The 15,676-nt window shown below is 68.1% G+C and carries 19 protein-coding genes; 2 read left to right on the forward strand and 17 right to left on the reverse strand.

Annotated features, from left to right (window positions below):
- Positions 1 to 17: 17 nt before the first annotated feature.
- From BLR68_RS17395 to BLR68_RS17455, 15 genes are all read right to left on the reverse strand, one after another.
- A complete protein-coding gene (locus BLR68_RS17395) occupies positions 18 to 980 on the reverse strand; it encodes a DUF6545 domain-containing protein (protein WP_018186335.1) in 963 nt (320 codons plus the stop codon).
- Entirely contained in the window at positions 980 to 1,459 is a 480-nt protein-coding gene (locus BLR68_RS17400; RefSeq protein ID WP_018186334.1) for a hypothetical protein, read from the reverse strand. Before BLR68_RS17400 ends, BLR68_RS17395 begins: the two co-directional genes overlap by 1 nt.
- Complete coding sequence (locus tag BLR68_RS17405) at positions 1,456 to 1,890, reverse strand: hypothetical protein (RefSeq protein WP_018186333.1); 435 nt, start codon at positions 1,888 to 1,890, stop codon at positions 1,456 to 1,458. Before BLR68_RS17405 ends, BLR68_RS17400 begins: the two co-directional genes overlap by 4 nt.
- 150 nt (positions 1,891 to 2,040) lie before the next feature.
- On the reverse strand, positions 2,041 to 3,000 hold the full coding sequence (locus tag BLR68_RS17410; RefSeq protein ID WP_143015838.1) for a hypothetical protein: 960 nt from the start codon (positions 2,998 to 3,000) through the stop codon (positions 2,041 to 2,043).
- 20 nt (positions 3,001 to 3,020) lie between these two features.
- On the reverse strand, positions 3,021 to 3,557 hold the full coding sequence (locus tag BLR68_RS17415) for a hypothetical protein (protein WP_018186331.1): 537 nt from the start codon (positions 3,555 to 3,557) through the stop codon (positions 3,021 to 3,023).
- Positions 3,558 to 3,567: 10 nt separating this feature from the next.
- Positions 3,568 to 3,822 (reverse strand): hypothetical protein, encoded by a 255-nt coding sequence (locus BLR68_RS17420; RefSeq protein ID WP_018186330.1) that lies wholly within the window; start codon positions 3,820 to 3,822, stop codon positions 3,568 to 3,570.
- A gap of 3 nt (positions 3,823 to 3,825) precedes the next feature.
- Positions 3,826 to 4,245 (reverse strand): beta-sandwich lipoprotein, encoded by a 420-nt coding sequence (locus tag BLR68_RS17425; protein ID WP_018186329.1) that lies wholly within the window; start codon positions 4,243 to 4,245, stop codon positions 3,826 to 3,828.
- A 60-nt stretch (positions 4,246 to 4,305) separates the two neighbouring features.
- Positions 4,306 to 4,602 carry a hypothetical protein gene (locus BLR68_RS17430; RefSeq protein ID WP_018186328.1) on the reverse strand — a complete coding sequence of 99 codons (297 nt, stop codon included), beginning with the start codon at positions 4,600 to 4,602 and terminating at the stop codon, positions 4,306 to 4,308.
- An 11-nt stretch (positions 4,603 to 4,613) separates the two neighbouring features.
- On the reverse strand, positions 4,614 to 5,087 hold the full coding sequence (locus BLR68_RS17435; RefSeq protein ID WP_018186327.1) for a hypothetical protein: 474 nt from the start codon (positions 5,085 to 5,087) through the stop codon (positions 4,614 to 4,616).
- On the reverse strand, positions 5,084 to 6,571 hold the full coding sequence (locus BLR68_RS17825; protein ID WP_018186326.1) for a UvrD-helicase domain-containing protein: 1,488 nt from the start codon (positions 6,569 to 6,571) through the stop codon (positions 5,084 to 5,086). Before BLR68_RS17825 ends, BLR68_RS17435 begins: the two co-directional genes overlap by 4 nt.
- A gap of 50 nt (positions 6,572 to 6,621) precedes the next feature.
- Positions 6,622 to 7,017, reverse strand: coding sequence for a hypothetical protein (locus BLR68_RS17830; protein ID WP_018186325.1), 396 nt, complete (start codon positions 7,015 to 7,017; stop codon positions 6,622 to 6,624).
- Positions 7,014 to 7,550, reverse strand: a complete 537-nt coding sequence (locus tag BLR68_RS17835) for a hypothetical protein (RefSeq protein WP_018186324.1) — start codon at positions 7,548 to 7,550, stop codon at positions 7,014 to 7,016. The genes BLR68_RS17830 and BLR68_RS17835 overlap by 4 nt, the downstream gene beginning before the upstream one ends.
- Positions 7,547 to 8,074 carry a hypothetical protein gene (locus BLR68_RS17445; RefSeq protein ID WP_018186323.1) on the reverse strand — a complete coding sequence of 176 codons (528 nt, stop codon included), beginning with the start codon at positions 8,072 to 8,074 and terminating at the stop codon, positions 7,547 to 7,549. The genes BLR68_RS17835 and BLR68_RS17445 overlap by 4 nt, the downstream gene beginning before the upstream one ends.
- A gap of 47 nt (positions 8,075 to 8,121) precedes the next feature.
- Positions 8,122 to 8,352, reverse strand: a complete 231-nt coding sequence (locus tag BLR68_RS18310; RefSeq protein WP_081626439.1) for an HNH endonuclease — start codon at positions 8,350 to 8,352, stop codon at positions 8,122 to 8,124.
- An 83-nt stretch (positions 8,353 to 8,435) separates the two neighbouring features.
- Positions 8,436 to 13,202, reverse strand: coding sequence for a helicase-related protein (locus BLR68_RS17455; RefSeq protein WP_018186321.1), 4,767 nt, complete (start codon positions 13,200 to 13,202; stop codon positions 8,436 to 8,438).
- Between the two features lie 52 nt (positions 13,203 to 13,254).
- On the opposite strand from BLR68_RS17455, the gene BLR68_RS17460 reads away from it, so the two are divergent.
- On the forward strand, positions 13,255 to 13,755 hold the full coding sequence (locus BLR68_RS17460) for a hypothetical protein (RefSeq protein ID WP_018186320.1): 501 nt from the start codon (positions 13,255 to 13,257) through the stop codon (positions 13,753 to 13,755).
- A 141-nt stretch (positions 13,756 to 13,896) separates the two neighbouring features.
- Positions 13,897 to 14,331, forward strand: a complete 435-nt coding sequence (locus tag BLR68_RS17465) for a LexA family protein (protein ID WP_018186319.1) — start codon at positions 13,897 to 13,899, stop codon at positions 14,329 to 14,331.
- A 1-nt stretch (position 14,332) separates the two neighbouring features.
- On the opposite strand, the gene BLR68_RS17470 is transcribed toward BLR68_RS17465, so the two are convergent.
- Both BLR68_RS17470 and BLR68_RS17475 read right to left on the reverse strand, forming a co-directional pair.
- Positions 14,333 to 14,839 (reverse strand): HAD domain-containing protein, encoded by a 507-nt coding sequence (locus tag BLR68_RS17470; RefSeq protein WP_018186318.1) that lies wholly within the window; start codon positions 14,837 to 14,839, stop codon positions 14,333 to 14,335.
- Positions 14,826 to 15,596 (reverse strand): tRNA(His) guanylyltransferase Thg1 family protein, encoded by a 771-nt coding sequence (locus BLR68_RS17475; protein ID WP_018186317.1) that lies wholly within the window; start codon positions 15,594 to 15,596, stop codon positions 14,826 to 14,828. The genes BLR68_RS17470 and BLR68_RS17475 overlap by 14 nt, the downstream gene beginning before the upstream one ends.
- Positions 15,597 to 15,676: the final 80 nt, after the last annotated feature.

Here is a 15,676-nt window from a genome sequence, read left to right on the forward strand (position 1 = left end):
GATGAAGGGTCCGAAGGTCATATGGTGCCGGCCATGAGGTGGTCTTCCACCTCGGCCAGTAGCGCCCGGTCCTCTGGCGTCAGGTGGAAGTCGTTCCGGTTGTCGAGGGCGGCGTCACGGATCTCCACCACCCGACGGTGCAGGCGCGTGGACGGTTCGCTGCTGGGTGTCGCGATGCGGTCGGCGATGGAGGGGCGTGCGACGGTCGCGGTCTTCCACAGGTCGTCGATGCGGTCCAGGTTCGTAGACAGCACCCGCTGTCGGCGCGCGTACCGCGCCCACCGGATGAGGGGCGCTGCCATGAGCCCGAACGTCAGGAAGACGAACGTGACGATCTGCAGCGGAGTGTAGAAGACGAGCGCGCCGGAGAGGAGAGCCTGGTTCTGTGCGACGCCTGCGGCGTTGATGGCGACGATGTCCAGGCACAGCGCGATCGCAGCGACCGAGCCAGCCAGCAGGAGCCAGGCGGAGACCTTCTCCCGGCCACGGGTGCTCCCCTGGAGCTGCCGGAGAGCGGTCAGGGCCATCGCGGAAACGACGATGCCGAGGTACACGTACTGCGCAGCGGAGTAGACGCCGGCGGCGAGCTGGGTGCCGTAGGCAGCCCCGAAGCTTACGGTCGTCTCGGGGCCGCGCTCCACCAGGAAGAACGCGACGGAGACGACCACACACGCGACGATGAGGGTGACCGGCCCGAGAGCGAGATGTGACCACTTGGACTGCATGTGGCCTGCCCGGGCGACGCCGCGGGCGAGGAAGAACACCCCGACCATGAGCGCGAGACAGCTTGGCAGGTGGGTGATGTCGCCGCCGCCGAACCAGCCGTCCACGACGAGGTAGAGCGGGTCGATCGACATCATCATCGACAGGGCGATGAGGATGGCGGCGTACAGGACGCTCCGCTCCTTGTTGGCGCGGCGGAACACGACGAGCACGATGACGAGCGTCCACATGAGGGCCGCGATGATGAGCTGCGCCATCAGCCGAACACCGCCCCGAACCGCGAGAATCCTCGGCCTTCTCGGATGACGGCCGCCATCTCGTCCGCGAGCGCTTCCGCTGCGATCTCGAAGTCGTCGTTGATGTCGTCGCGTGCGAGCGCCTTCACAACGGTCGCCTCGTCGATGTCGGGGAGGAGGTTGCGTGGGGTGTAGACCTTGTCGTCCTGGTCGTGGAGCAAGATCATGTGCGCGAGCTCGTGGAGGATGAACTGCTCACGGTGCAACGCCGACTCGCTGGGCGCGTGGAGGACGATGTCCTCAGCGTCGGTGGCCAGCCACAACCCGCACAGTGCCCCGTCTTCCTGGCCCAGCTCGGGAAGCTCGATGATCCGCATGGGACGCTCTCGGGCTGCCTCCACGCGGGCGATGAGCCCGCTGAGGGTGATGCCGGGCTCGACCATGACGTCGAGTCGTTCGGGGTGGGCGTTGTGGTGCTGGGCGCGCATCGCGTCCGTCACTTCCCTTCGGTGTTGCGGACTTCGTCGTCGAGGAACTTCGTGATCGCCCCCAGAGTCTCCGGTGACAGGTCGCCGAGGGTGCGGGCAGCGTACGAGCGAACCTTCGCTGCTCGCATCGCCCGGACAAGGTCGAGCTGGGCGGTGACGCTGTCAGGCATCTCCCCTTCCCCCCGGAGGTAGGCGGGGTCCACTCGGAAGAAGTCGGAGAGCGCGTCGAGCAGTACCGGGTCGTCGACGAGGCGGTGCGCGTTGACCATGTAGGACCAGCGTGCACGGGAGATCGCGATGCCGCGGCCCGTGAGGTACTCGGTGACCTCGGCGAAGGTGACCTCGTGTCCCTTCTGGGACTCGGCGACATCAAGGAGAGTTCGTAGCCGGTTGGCTAGAGCGGTTGCCTGTTCTTGCTGGTGGGAGCTGGGGTTTGGGGACATCGCCTGTGGCCTAGTTCTGCGGTTCTAGCGGAGGCGGTGTTGCACGCCATATTGGGCGTGTCTAATTCTACCTTGAGCGGCGAGCGTGACCGAACAGCCTTCGAGCCGGACGTCGAGACAGCTCCTCGTCATCCGGCTCGGAGGGCGTGGTCAGTACTCGCAGCTGTAGTCCTCGATGACGTTCTCGGCTGCCTTCTTAGCGGCGGCGCGGTTCTCGTCGGAGGAGACGTACTCGCCGTCTGCCTCTGAGATCATCGTCGTCGCCGCGGCGAGGTACGCCTCGCGGGCTTCATCACTGTCCTCGACGGTGCCGCCAGCGATGGCAGGGTAAACCGACGGGGCGTACTGCCCGTCGCCTCCCTCGCCTTCCGCGCGACAGTAGTCCAGCAGTCCAGTGGACGTGTTCCGGTTCCAGAAGACCTGGGCCCCGTTCCCGACCCGGTGCGGCTGGTCGGTAGCCAGAGTGCGATCGACGTAGAAGAGCATCCATTGCGGCTCCGTCTCGCCCTCGACGGTCGTGAGGAGAGCAACGTGAGCCGACAAGCGAGCATGCAAACCCGCCTCCGGCTCGTTCTCGGCGAGCGGGCCTTCCTGCGTGTCCCAACCAAGCAGGATCCGGCTCTGCTCGGGGTGGACGGTCACGTCGTCGGCGACGACGATGCCTCCAACGTGGGCTCGGCCTGTGTCAGCGCCCATCTCCCAGTCCTTGTACCAGCCACGAACGTCGCCCGGCAGGGCAGACGAGGACAGTTCCGCTTCGGACGCCTTGTCCTTCTGGTGCCACATCGCCTCGCTGACGGCGACCTTGACCCAGGACGAGAGGTGCTCGCCGAGGCTTTCGACCTCGTTCTCGGTGTAGTCACCGACCGGCTCCTTCGGCGCGGCCCAGTCTGCGTCCTCGAGAAGCGGCCAATCGGCGACCCCGAGGTCTTCCGCGCTGACGGCCGGCGTCGGCCCTGCGGGTGCCGCGGACGCCGCCGCGCTCTTGGCGGGCCCGGCCGGCGCAGCCGGTGCGCAGGCGGTGATGCCTGCGGCGAGCGCGATCGTGACTGCGGCCGTGATGGCGCGCGTGAAGGTCTTGCCCATGGTTCCCCCCGTGGTGTTGGTCATCATCGTATGGGTAGCGTCCGTCATCCGGTGACGGCGGCGTACCAGCGGTCAAATGCGGTCTGCCGCGTCTCGGCACCGTAGTGGCCGAACAGGCTGGCAGGGCGGACGTACGCCTCCCGGATCTGCTCCTGCACTTCGAGTAGGTCGCCCTCGAGCTGCGGCGCACTGCCGGCGGGCCGGTAGCCGTGTGCTTCGGCGTGCATGGCGACGGCGCGGCCGCCTGTACGGAGGATGAACTGGGTGTCCGGGTCGTCGTCGCGAAGCGTGTTCGCGAACTCCATCAGCGACCCGGCCCGCGGCTCGGCCGCACGCGCCAGAGCGATGAGGGTGAGGACGACGTCGGGTGAGAGGGCGGCGATGTACGCGCCGTCCGCTCCGTGCGCGTTTGCGAGGTGGTCGCTTTCGACCTGCACCTGCTCGGGCTCCTGGTCGCGGCGGCGACGGTTCTTCGTCACCGGGTAGGCGGTGCCGACGTCACCGTCGTCCCACTGCACCCAGGGTCCGGGAGTGGCGGCGTGGGCGAGAGCTTCGAGATGGTCGAGGTCGATGTCAGTCACAGGGTTCCGTTCAGGTACGGACGTACAGGTCGAGGCGCTTATCGCCGAACCCGGCGTCGGCGATGGTGGCGAGGACGGCCTTCGCCTCCGGGTCGTAGTTCACCGCGTCACGCGCGGTGGCGACCGTGTGCCCGTCGGCAGCGAGCGCTTCGATGAGGTCGCTGGTCGCGCGCGTGGTGGTCGCGAACCGGCGTGCGCGGAAGCCGCCCCGCCCGTCGGGGAGGTGCCAGTCCACTCCGAGGGTCGCCTGCTTCCGTCGTGCCATCGGTTACTGCTTCCCGGTGCTGAGGTCGAAGTCGGGGAGGATGTTCTCCGGCTTGAGGATGATGCGGGTGTGGTAAACCGAGGCGTCGATGCCCTCGAGCTGGGTTGAGATGAACGTGACGTTGTCGCTGAGGCCGACGATGTGCTTCCGGTAGTCGTTCTCGCCGTGCTTGCAGGTGACGACGAGGTCCCCATCGCGGGTGATGGAGCATCGTCCTTCGACGGAGAACAGCACCTTGTCGGTGATGCCGTTGATTCCGACGATGAGGCGTTGCACCTCGAAGTTGTCGGCGGCGGTGGAGATGTTCTCGCTGACCTTCGCCGCGTCGCTCTCGCACCCGACGAGACCCACGGCAGCGGCGAGGCCGATGCTGATGGCGAGAGCGGAGGTGAGCTTGCGGGGCAGACGGCGGGGTGTGGGCATGGCGGGCTTTCCGTAGGTGGGAGCTCCCCGGTCGGGGTGCTCTCACCTATGCGCCCACGCTCAGGCCGCGACGCTCGTGATCGGATACAGCCGTCGAACGAGCTCGATCGCGAGCTTCGACCCGGCGGATGCCATCCGGCGCAGGGCCTTCGGGAGGCGCTCCTCCGGGATGCCCGCGGCGGCGCTCACCGCTGCGGGTGTCGCGCCGCGGTGCAGCGCTTCGAGGATGGCGTTGTCGGCGGCGCGGTGAGCAAGCCGGTACGCGTCCTGGCCGCCCGTGTCGGTGAGGCGGGCGAACGCATCGCTACGTGCGTGGAAGGTAGCGGTGACGTTCTCGAGGAATGTGCTGGTGGTCATGATGTTCCGCTTCAGTAGGGAGAGTTCGACTGGTGGGCGACCCACGCGTCGAGGGTGGGGAGGGCGGTGGCTACGTCGGTGGCAGCCCAGGTCGCGTGAACGCCACGGCGGAGCTGGGCGGCGAAGTCGATGTAGTCGCCTCGGACGATCGCTTCGACGAGGACGGGGTTGCTCTTCTCGTCCTGGCGGACGTACCGGTGGCGGACGAGGGTGTGTGCGGTGCCGGCGGCGGGCTTCACCTCGTAGAAGTGGCCGTGCCACTCCCCCTCCTGGTCGCAGCCCCATCCGTCCAAGCGAGAGCAGTGCTTCACGCGCGGCGTGTACGCGAAGTGCACTTCGCTGATGACCCTCTCGAACTTCGGTTCCAGCGGCCCGAGGATGTCGGCCTCCGCGGCGATGACCTCGTCCAGGGGCAGGCCGTGGCCGAGGAGAATCGCTTCGGGTCCCTCGCCGGTGTAGATGAGGCCGGGGTACGTGAAGGTCACAGCGCCACACCGCCAGTCATCGTCCGCGCCCAGTCCAGCCCGGACGCGTCGAGGTGACGCTCCGCGCGGGTGACGGCCACGTACGCGAGGCGTGCTTCCTCGGCTTCGAGGGGCTTCTGCTGGTTGGTCTGCTTGTCGTATCCGGGCTCGCGGAAGTCGTCCGCGATGCGGCAGTGGAACCACTCGAGACCCTTGGCGACGTGGACGGTGGAAACCGTCTGGTCGGCCTGGTCGAGGGGAACAGTGTTTTCCATCGCTGCGACAACGGCGGGCGCGCCGTAGCTGTCCACCACGCGGACGAGGGCTGCGATCTCCGAGTCTGCTCCGTCGTCCTCGACGAACGCGATGACGTCGGCCCAGGAGGTGAAGTCGTCGAGCTCACGGTGCTTCGTCTTGCCGTCGCGCTGCAGGTCGAGGGCGGCCTTGGCGAGGTCTACGAGCTCGGTCTTCTTCCGCTCCCCTGCGACACCGACGGCGATGCCACGCTGCTGGGAGGCGATGATTTCCTGCATGGCCCCACCGTTGGTGCGGGTGAGGATGGCTTCGGGTCGTCGCTCGGACTTCCACACGCTGGACTTCGCACCGGGCTTGCCGCGCAGGCGCATCTCGGACTCCAGGAGCGACAGCCAGAAGTTCGCTTCCTCGGCGATCGCGTCACCGAACCGCCACGACTGGGTGAGGTAGGTGCGGTGCCCGTCGAAGTCGTCGAGGGCGTTGGAGGCGCCGCGCCACCCGTAGATGGCCTGGTTGGGGTCGCCGACGGTGACCACCTGCGTGTTCTGGCTGAGGAGCATCCCGCGGGTGAGGGGTTCGAGGTCCTGCGCTTCGTCGACGAGGAGGTAGTCGTACTCGAGCTGCGGGGCGCTGAGGGCCCACCGCTTCATGTAGGTGGAGTGGGTGTGCTCGATGAGGCCGTTCGGGCTCAGCCAGTCTTTCCACCACGCCTGCGCGAAGCGGAGGATGGACTCGGCGAGCGCGTCCCGGTCGCTCTTGGGGCCGAGGATGGTGGCGGGGATCTGGACCATGTCGAGTTCGATCTCGGGACGGAACGACCGGCAGAAGGTCTCGAGGGTCTGCTGGGTGAGGCGGAGGACCTTCTGCCAGCTGACGAACGAGGTGCCCATGGGGAACTTCGTCGGCATCCCCAACGCGCGCTTCTTCTCGTGCGGGTAGAGGCGCTTCATCTCCATCCGGTCGCGGGACGCCGCACCGAACGCACGGTAGGCGACCTGGTTGACGGTGAGAGCTTCGACATTCGTGCCGCGGAAGCGCTGCTTGGCTTCGATGGCGACGGACTTGTTGAACGCGAGGTAGAGGCCGCGCTTGTTCGGGACGGTCTCTGCGATGAAGCGGAGCGTGGCGGTCTTGCCAGAGCCTGCTCCGGCGACGATGGAGGTGTGGCCGCCGGTGGCGAACGCGTCGATGGCGGCCTGCTGCTCCTCGGTGGGGCGGTGGACGGCGGGAGCGTCTGCGACGAGAGTCATGTCTGTCCTTCGGGGTGGGAGGTCATGGGAGGCGTGGGTGGCCTCGGGTTCTATGCGGGGATGGCGCCCAGGAGGTTGCCGAGGTACGCGGTTTCCAGTGGTGGGAGCTCGGGAAGGTCGACGTCGAGCTGCTCGAGCTGAGTCAGGACGTCGAACAGTTCGACCTCGTCGCCGACGTGAGACTCCCAGCCGCGGTCGGGGTGGTAGACGGCCAGCAGTGTCGGTCGGGGGTCGCGGCTGACAGCGACGTACGCGGTCGCGGTCGCCGGCGGGAGGATCCCGATGGCGGCGCCTGCGGCCGGCGCGGGCGTCCGACTGTCGCGAATGGCCCAGATGTCGTCCCCGGTGGCGGGCAGGCGGAACGTGTCCTCGAACGTGAGCGCACGCCCGGTCACGGGCGTCCAGGAGGCGAGGGTCGCTTCGAGCATGTCGGCGAGGGTGGTCATCGTTCCTCCTCGGGGAGCGCGTTCTCACGGAGAGCGGCGAGGGTCGCGTTGTAGACGAGGAGGTACTGCACGTCCCCCTCCTCGCCCCCGGAGATGTGCACGGAGGCGATCGCGGCAACGTGAGCGAGGTGCTCGTGATGAATCGGATAGGCGCGGGCGCCGAGGTAGTATGCGGTCCCGATGCGGGTTTCGTCCACAAGACGGTCCACGCGGGCGCGGGTGTGGGCGGCGAGTCGGTCGAGCTCGAGGTGTTCGCACTCCTGCTCGGACCGGCGTGGGAGGCGCACCTCGAGGGCTTCGAGCTCAGCGATGACAGGCTGGTCGCCCGAGGCGCGCCGGACCCCCGTGCTGTACAGGGCGTACCAGCCACTCTCGGGCCCGTAGCGGACGACATACCCATCCGTCTGCACGCGGGCGGTGTATGGCCGGGATGAGGCATCCACGTAGTGCGTGGGGCGGTCGTCAACGATCGTCCACACGAGGTCACCGGTGGAGGGCAGGGTGAACGTGTCACCGAATGTCAGGGCGGTCACAGGGCACTCCGATACGCGGTGATGGTCGCGGCGTACACCGCGACGTAGGGGTCACTGGTCGGGTCGGCCTCTACGCCGGCCACGGTGCAGGCGGCGACCGCGGCGACGTGAGCGCGCAGGGGTGCCTGGTCGATGTGCAGGTCAGGACCGGTGGTCCAGGTCTCGACGAGGTTGACGATCTGCGCGATGTCCTCCCGCACCTCAGTCGCCAGAAGGCGGCGGTACTTCGCCTGCCACTCCTCGGCCGTGCGATGTGCCAGGTTGAAGTTGAGCGCGGCCAATTCTGCTTCGATGACAGCGGGATCCTGAGAGCCGCCCACCCTCGCACGCCATCCCACTCCGGGGAAGTACCAGGCGTGGTGGTCGAGCTCCTCGTTCACAGCGTGAGCGATGTGCTTCCAGCTCGCCCGGATGTGAGTGAACGACGGACGGGTGTCCTTGATGGTCCACACCTCGTCGCCGGTGGCGGGGAGGGTGAACGTGTCGCCGAAAGTGAGCAGTGCGTTCTCAGTCGAGGTCGTCATGTCTACATCCATGCGCGGTCCGCGCCGGTGGGTGTGACCACCTCGCCTCAGCGGCGCCGGCGGTGCCCCATGTCGAACAGCCACCGCGCCCGGGTACAGAACTCGCATGAGCACCCGGACGGGGATGACCCGCGAGTCGAATTGCAGGGCCCACACGCGGGGACGAGGTTGAAGTAGCTGTTGACCCCGTGGCGGGCCTTCGCGACGACGTGGTCACGGGTCGTCGCTTCTCGCATGCAGTAGTGGCAGAACAGGTTCCGCAGCATCTGCCGGTTCATGCTGAGCGCCGGGAACGGCGCCCGGGCGAGAACCTGGTCGGTCTCAGCCACAGGCGCCGCGACCAGCGGCACAGGCGAGGGCTTCACGCGGAGACCGGCTGACGCTGGTCGGCAATCACCTGCTCGTCGATAGCCGCGTCGATCTCGGCAAGGCGGGTCACGGCTGCCTGGAGTTCAGCCTCCCGGTCGAAGCTCGAGCGCTCGACGAGCGCGGTCGCTTCGGCGGCGTATTCGTCCTCCCGATCGGCGCGGGCCATGAGGATGCCGGCGTCGACCTGCGCGTCTCCGATGCTCTTCGTCACGGCGGCGACCAGCCACTTCGCGATGGTGCGGGGCGACTTCCGGGCGAAGTTCTTGTCGATGAACCACTCGTGGACCGTGTCGTAGTCCACGCGGAGGCTGAGCGAGGTGAGGCGGGACGTGTTCTGCCGGTAGTCGCGGGAGACGTTCGCTCCGATGTTGAACGCACCCATGGCGAACCTGCTCCACGTGTTCTCCCCGCCCTGCCACTCGCGGATCTGGCGGGCCAGGGCGACGACGTCGATCTCCGGCATCCCGCGCTCTTCGAGCAGTTCGTGGACGTCCAGGAGCGAGGCGGCTTGCCGGCGGTTGCGCGCGGCGTTCTCCGTCGCCCGCTTGGCCTGGTCGCGCGCAGCGTTCACTCCCTGCAGGTGCACGGCACGCAGGAGGCGGAGCTTCTTGACCTCCGTCCGGGCGTTGGCCTGCTCGAGCAGCAGCGGGTTGCCGGCGGCGAGCGCCTTGACCTCGCCGTAGCTGAGCGTGGCGCTGGAGACGTCTTCCAGCTCGCGGGCGGAGGCGCCTGCGGCGTACAGCGCGTCGAAGGACCGGCTCTTGCGCTCGAGGGTCTGCCACATGTAGGCGTCGAACGTGCCCTCGACGACGACGCGGCGGATACGGACGGTGCCGGAGAGGTTGCCGTGGCGGATGCCGCGGCCGTCGCGCTGGATCATCTCCGACGGGAGCCAGGGTGCGTCCAGGTGCCACACGTCGGTGAGGCGGGTCTGGACGTTCGTTCCCATGCCGACCTTCGGGGTGGAGCCGATGAGGAAGGACACGTCCCCGTCGCGGCAGGAGGCGAACAGTGCGGCGCGGCCCTTGTCGGTGGTCGCTTCGTGGATGAAGCGGATGCGCGTGGCGGGGACGCCACGGTCGATGAGGGCTTTGCGGATCCGGCCGTACGTCTGTGGGTCGGAGGGGTGCGGCGTGCCGAGGTCGCAAAACACGAGCTGGAAGCCGCCCGGGCGGGCGAGGTCGCCGAAGGTGCGGTCCTTGTCCTCGTGGTAGGTGGCCGCGGCCCGGTCGGCGAACGCGGTCACCTTCGCGGAGAACTCGTCCAGGCCCACCAGCTGCGGGTCGAGGGCAACCTTCCGGCCATCGCCGACGATGAGAAGCATGTTGTCGTTCTCAATGCCGGTGTCGACCTTGTTGCGGAGGTTCTCGCTGCGCTCGGCGAGGCCGGCGACGTACGACATCTGCTCCGGGGTGCCGTCCACGACGAACGTCTCGTAGAAGGCGTCGGGGCGCTCGGTCTGCAGGTCGTCTGCGGAGATGAGGTCAGCGACCTGCGCGAGCATGGTCTTCACCTCGGCGACGTTCACCAGGCCCACCGGGCGGCGGTAGCTGCGGAAGCCCGACCCGTCGGGTGCGACCTCGTTCGCAGTCTCGTACCGGACGAACGCACCGGCCCATGCATCGAAGGGGCGCAGGCCCATCTTCGTCAGCAGCTCGGGCTGGAGGTAGCGCTGCCACACCCACGTCTCGGCGAGGGTGTTCGACCAGGGGGTGCCGGTGAAGCCTGCGATGACGGGGGCGTCCCACCCCTTCTTCTCGCGCAGCGTCTCGATCTTGAGCAGCAGGTCCGTGGAGCGCTTCGAGGACCCCGAGCCCAGGCCCGACCCGCGCTGGGTGGAGTGGGTGGGCAGGCGGCGGAAGAGGTGCATCTCGTCAACCGCGATGAAGTCGATACCGAGCTGGTCGAAGTAGATCGCGTCCGTGTCGCCCATGCCCGTGCGGGCCTTATCCATCTGCTGCTCGAACGACCGGATACGGCGGGCGATGGCCTTCGCGCCCTTCGACCCGCCCTCGGCGTGCTCGGCGAGAGCGTCGTGGAGCTCGTACTTCTGCTCGGCGATCCAGCGCTGCTCGACCTGCGGGGAGACGGGAATCATCGTGAACGCGGAGTGGGTCATGATGACCGCGTCCCAGTCGCCGGTTGCGCAGCGTGCAGCGAAGACGCGGCGGTTGTCCTTCTGCAGGTCTTCCTTCGTGGCGACGAGGATCTTCGCGGTGGGGATGACCTGCTGCACCTCTCGGGCCATCTGCTCGAGCAGGTGGTTGGGAACGATGATGAGGGGCTTGTTCGCCAGGCCCCTCCCGCGGAGGACGACAGCGGCGAGCGCCATGGTCGCGGACTTACCGGCGCCCACGGGGTGACCGATGAGGGAGGTGGCGTTGGAGACGATGCGTTCGACGCCTGCGCACTGGTGCGCCCACGGGGTGAAGGTGTCGGCCATTCCGGGGAAGGTCATGCCCTCGCCGGTGTAGGTGCGGGTGACGTGGGCGTTGAACCGGTCGTTGTACTCCCGGCAGATGCGCTCCGAGCGGGCCTGGTCCTCCCACACCCACGTCGAGAAGCGGTCGTTGATCTCCTCGAGCTTCATCATCGCGGTTGCCGTCTTGTCGGCGTTGCGCACCTGCCGGTAGTCGCCCACGCGCGGGTCGTAGACACGGTCGGTGATCTCGGGGGTCTTGTTGTTCAGGGCGTGCTCGACCAGGCGTGCGGGGGTGATGTCGGGGGTGCCCCACGTCATCTTCGCTTCCTGGTTGGCGTAGTCGCCGCCGTCCACTTCCCAGACGCCGAGGTACGGCTCGTGGGAGATCTTCACGTGGCCTGCGCCGAGGCCATGCTCGATGAAGTCGACGACGTCGCCTGCGGCCACGAGCGGGTGCCCGAGGCTGAGGGTGATGTCCAGCGGGCCGAGGTCAGCGGGGAGCACCGCGCGGAGGGCTTCGGCGTGGGCGGTGAGGCCTCGGTCCTCGGCCAGGCGCAGCTTCTCGCGGACGTCGCCGGACAGGTACTCCGCAGCGGGGATGATGCGGCCGGTGGCGGGGTCCTCCCAGATGAGGTCGCCGAGCGTGTCGGCGGCGACCTGGGCGTCGTCCAGGTCCAGGAGGGAGGCGATGCGGTGCAGGTCGATGCGGCCGGACTCGCCCATGCTGACGGCGATGGCTTCGGCGGGGGTGTCCACGCGTTCGATGGGTTCGGGGGCGCGGTTCACGCGGCGGGTGAGGATGTCGGCGGCGCGGGCGGCGCCGGTGGACTGGTCGAACACTTCCAGGGCCATCACGAGCGCACTGTCGGGGTCGCGGCGGAACCCGCCCAGCGGCGGACGCCGCCAGGAGAGGGTCACGTTGCCGTCCTCGTCGGGCTTGCCTTCCACGAGGGTGCCGCGGTTGAGGGGGCCGAACGCCGTGAGGTACTGCTCGTAGGCGGCTCGGGTCGCGGCGCGGTGCTCGGCCATCTCCTCGTCGGGGAGGTCGAGGTTGGATTCGAGGGCGAGGAGTTCGGTCATCATGTCGCGCAGGCGCACGAGGTGGACGAGTTCCTTCGAGGTGCGGGCGGCGACGAGCGCGCCGCGCTCGACCTTGTGCATCTTCCCGTCGATGACGTGGAAGGAGCCTTCTTTGCGTCCCTCCTCGTCCTCGAGGATGACATCGTCGAGGCTGAGCGCGTGGCCGGGCTCGGTCATCGGCGTCAGTCGCGCGGTGAGGGCGGACACGGCGGCCGAGATGTCGCCGGCCGGGTCCTCGCTCCGAACGACCAGCGGGGACCGGTCGTAGGTGGTGACCTTCATCGTCCCGGCGACCAGGTCGAGGTTGTCCGCCCAGAATGCGGAGACACGAGTGCGAACACCGGGGGCGGCCTGGGCGGGCTCCTCGATGAACAAGCCGTTGTCGGTGGCGCGCGCGTAGCCCCAAGGGTCCCGGGCGTAGTCCTGCTCGGGGGTGCCGGAGTAGAACACTGGCTCGTAGGAGACGTCGGGGCGGCGCAGGACGATGATGTCGGTGACCACGGAGGTGCCTGCCTCACCGAACGCGTCGGAGGGGAGGCGCACGGCGCCCTCGAAGGTCATCCCGGCGAAGTCGCTGGCGTTCTGCGGGGCGAGGAGGCCACCGGAGGCGTCGAGGGTGTGGCGGGAGGTGACGGCCACGACGTAGCCGCCGGGGCGGACGGTGAGAGCTGCACGCTGGAGGAAGTAGTTGTGGAGGGCGGCGTAGCGCCCTGCGGCGTCGTGGATGCGGGTGGCGGAGAAGGGGACGTTGCCGACGGCGATGTCGTAGGTGCCGTCGCGTACTTCGGTCTTCTCGAGGCGTCCGGTGATGATCTCCGCGGTCGGGTGGAGGAGCTTCGCGATGCGGGCCGCGGTCGGGTCGATGTCCACGCCCGTCCAGGCGATGTTCATGTCGGCCGGGGCTGCGCTCATGAACGCGCCCGCGCCGCACCCGGGCTCGAACGCGCGGCCGCCGGTGAACCCGACGGAGCGGAGGATGTCGTAGACAGCGCCGGTGACGGCGGCAGGGGTGAAGAAGGACGTGTCCACCTGCATGGACGCCTCGAAGTACGCGTCGGCGGGCAGGATGTCCTCGAGCTCGGCGGCGATCGCGGCCTCCGGAGTGTCGTCGTCGGCGCGGAACACCTTCGCGAACTGTCCCCAGCCCATGAACGAGGTGAGGGTGGCGGTCTCGTCGCCGGTGAGCTCCCGGGGCGCGGCGGGGTCAAGGGACCAGGCGAGGCGGACGGCGGCGAGCTGCGATTCGAGGTGCGACATACCGAGTACATGCGCGGTCCCTGCCACTGGCGGTGACGCGCATAGCTCAGCCATGCTCCCCATCGCTCTGGTCGTTCTCGCCATCGCCCTCGTCGTCTACGCACGCTTCGCCGAGGTCAAGAAGCAGCCCGGTCGAGCGATCGTCTCGGGCATCTCCGCAGGGGTGTTCGCAGCGACGGCCCTCCTGGTACTCCCATTCGTGAACCTGGACGCCAACGGCGTCGTCGAGACGACGTCAACCCACGAGCTCATCCCCTTCACGCGTGATGGTGAGTCGCTGCTGGTTGCGACCCACGAGACGGAGATGGGGAACGCGGGGGTGACCTTCTACCAGCGCACTGCCGGAGGCTCCGACGAGTCCTCCAGCCTCCTCAGCCAGGCGGTGTTCTACGAGAGCGATGAAGCCACAGTCACCGTCGTCGATCGAGTCACCCCTGCGAACTGGTTGTGGCCCTTCGACGTCCAGCGGGCCGGCAGTGTCATCTTCCACGTTCCGTCGAGCATGATCGGTAACGACTACGACTACGCCGTGGACGTACTCACCGGACGCTGAACTGCCCATGGGCGGTAGGCGCGCGAGGCTAGGCTCCTCGCGTTCCACTGGCGTATCACGCCACGGCCTACCGGATCAAACTTCCGAATCTGGCGTGCTCGTCGCATACTGAGCATCGGTGCAATGTTCGGAGGTGGTGCTGTGTACGCGACCGTTCTCGGCATCGCGACTTCCGAGCTCGCCCGCTCCCCCATCCGCGTCTCCCCCGTCGCCGTGCCCGCGGGGTTCCCGTCACCCGCACAGGACTACTACGACGGTGAGCTGTCCCTGGACGACCACCTCATCACCGATCGGGCGGCGACGTTCATCGTTCGGGTGGCCGGTCACTCGATGCACGACGCCGGCATCTGGGACGGGGATGAGCTGCTCGTCGACAGGTCTAAGACACCGCGTGACGGCGATGTCGTCGTAGCCATCCTCGACGGCGAGCTGACCGTGAAGCGCCTGCGGGTGACGCCCACCGGGGTTGTCCTGCAGGCTGACAATGCGGAGCATCCCGACATCGTCGTGCCCGAGCTGAGCGACCTTCAGATCTTCGGCGTCGCGACGTTCGGAATCCGGCACCTGCGGGGGTAGGTCAGCGGAACGAGTCCGCGAACGCGAGCGCGCGGTGCAGGTGGTCAGGGGTTAAACCCACTGCGGAGTCGGTCTCGATGACCAGGAGTCGCGGATGGTCCAGCAGCGTCACGGCGTCGGCGCACTCCTCCCGGAACGACTGGACATCCAGGTCGTCCACCCAGACGACAGGCCCTTCCTCGAGCATGGCCTCCACTGCCGCGGCTTTCCCGTGTCGCTCCCGGAGCGGGCCACCGACGGTGCCCGGCGTGATGGCGTCAACTGGGGTCGGGAGGTCGAAGCCGGCGAGGTAGGCGGTGACCTCCGCGCCCCACGAGGACAGCATCGTCCAGCGGATCCGCCCGGCCGTGTGGAGGGCGTGAAGGACGTGCGGGAGTCCGTTCAAGACGAACGCGGAGTCGAAGTACCCGCCGGGCGACACGAGGGTCGTGACGGGGTGGCGGGGCCACCCGAACGGTGCGATGACGCCGTCGAAGTCGGTGAGCAGCGTGGTCTCAGTACCAGGCATCGTCGAGGCCCTCCTCGAATGGCGGTGCTGCGGTGACGTAGGTCTCCTGGCGGACGACGTCGATGGTGCTCTCGGTGTCTGTCCGCCGGTCGGTGAACGTGACGGCCTTCTCCACCGGTCGCCGGCGGACGATGCGCCCGTGCACGAACCCTGCGGGGAGTTCGTCGGGGTCGATGCCCTTCCCGCGGAGCATCGCGGCGCGTTCGCGGGTGGAGATGCCGGCGAGTGCCTGGTGGGAGTAGTGGGCGGAGGCGAGCATCCCGAGGGAGTTCACCCGCGCGTCCGCCTGCCGCCACTGGAAGTATCGCTCGACCGCGGCGAGGTCGGGGAGCTGAAACACGCGCGAGTCGAACAGGGCGACCCGGTCCGTGACCGTGCCGAGACGGCGGGCGTTCATCGCGGAGGAAGCGATCGCTGCAGAGATGGAGACGAGCTTTTGCACCTGCCCGCCGAACATCAGCTGCGGGCCGGTCTCGCCTTCGGGTAGTCCGAGTGACAGCAGCAGACTGATCTCATCGCTCTGAACAAAGGCGGCACGGGTGCCGTCAATCTCCCGAGCGAGGGTCACCATGACCGCGTCCATGTCGACCATGAACCTCTCGTCGTACGGGCGATCGAGGCCCTTGCAGTACGAGTGGAACGCCTTGCCGTCCAGGCGCATCAGGACGGGCAGAACCGGGTCCAGGCGTGTGCGGATGACCTTCTCGGCCTCCTTGAACTCGGTCCCGTCAGCGCGGGAGTACGTGGTCGTGGTCACGCCGGCCTATGCGCACGGCGTGCCGAGGTGACCGCGCCCCGTGCCGCTAGGCTCCGACAGCGGCCGAGTCACGCCGCCGC

The organism is Microbacterium sp. 77mftsu3.1 (genome assembly GCF_900100525.1).
In the GTDB taxonomy this organism is placed as follows: domain Bacteria; phylum Actinomycetota; class Actinomycetes; order Actinomycetales; family Microbacteriaceae; genus Microbacterium; species Microbacterium aquilitoris.

Excerpts from the sequence above, each read along its gene's own strand:
- BLR68_RS17395 (WP_018186335.1), bottom strand. The coding sequence starts at position 980 with ATGGCGCAGCTCATCATCGCGGCCCTCATGTGGACGCTCGTCATCGTG.
- BLR68_RS17405 (WP_018186333.1), bottom strand. The coding sequence starts at position 1,890 with ATGTCCCCAAACCCCAGCTCCCACCAGCAAGAACAGGCAACCGCTCTA.
- BLR68_RS17425 (WP_018186329.1), bottom strand. The coding sequence starts at position 4,245 with ATGCCCACACCCCGCCGTCTGCCCCGCAAGCTCACCTCCGCTCTCGCC.
- BLR68_RS17830 (WP_018186325.1), bottom strand. The coding sequence starts at position 7,017 with ATGACCACCCTCGCCGACATGCTCGAAGCGACCCTCGCCTCCTGGACG.
- BLR68_RS18310 (WP_081626439.1), bottom strand. The coding sequence starts at position 8,352 with ATGAACCGGCAGATGCTGCGGAACCTGTTCTGCCACTACTGCATGCGA.
- BLR68_RS17460 (WP_018186320.1), top strand. The coding sequence starts at position 13,255 with ATGCTCCCCATCGCTCTGGTCGTTCTCGCCATCGCCCTCGTCGTCTAC.
- BLR68_RS17430 (WP_018186328.1), bottom strand. The coding sequence starts at position 4,602 with ATGACCACCAGCACATTCCTCGAGAACGTCACCGCTACCTTCCACGCA.
- BLR68_RS17470 (WP_018186318.1), bottom strand. The coding sequence starts at position 14,839 with ATGCCTGGTACTGAGACCACGCTGCTCACCGACTTCGACGGCGTCATC.
- BLR68_RS17825 (WP_018186326.1), bottom strand. The coding sequence starts at position 6,571 with ATGACTCTCGTCGCAGACGCTCCCGCCGTCCACCGCCCCACCGAGGAG.
- BLR68_RS17410 (WP_143015838.1), bottom strand. The coding sequence starts at position 3,000 with ATGACCAACACCACGGGGGGAACCATGGGCAAGACCTTCACGCGCGCC.
- BLR68_RS17455 (WP_018186321.1), bottom strand. The coding sequence starts at position 13,202 with ATGTCGCACCTCGAATCGCAGCTCGCCGCCGTCCGCCTCGCCTGGTCC.
- BLR68_RS17445 (WP_018186323.1), bottom strand. The coding sequence starts at position 8,074 with ATGACGACCTCGACTGAGAACGCACTGCTCACTTTCGGCGACACGTTC.
- BLR68_RS17420 (WP_018186330.1), bottom strand. The coding sequence starts at position 3,822 with ATGGCACGACGGAAGCAGGCGACCCTCGGAGTGGACTGGCACCTCCCC.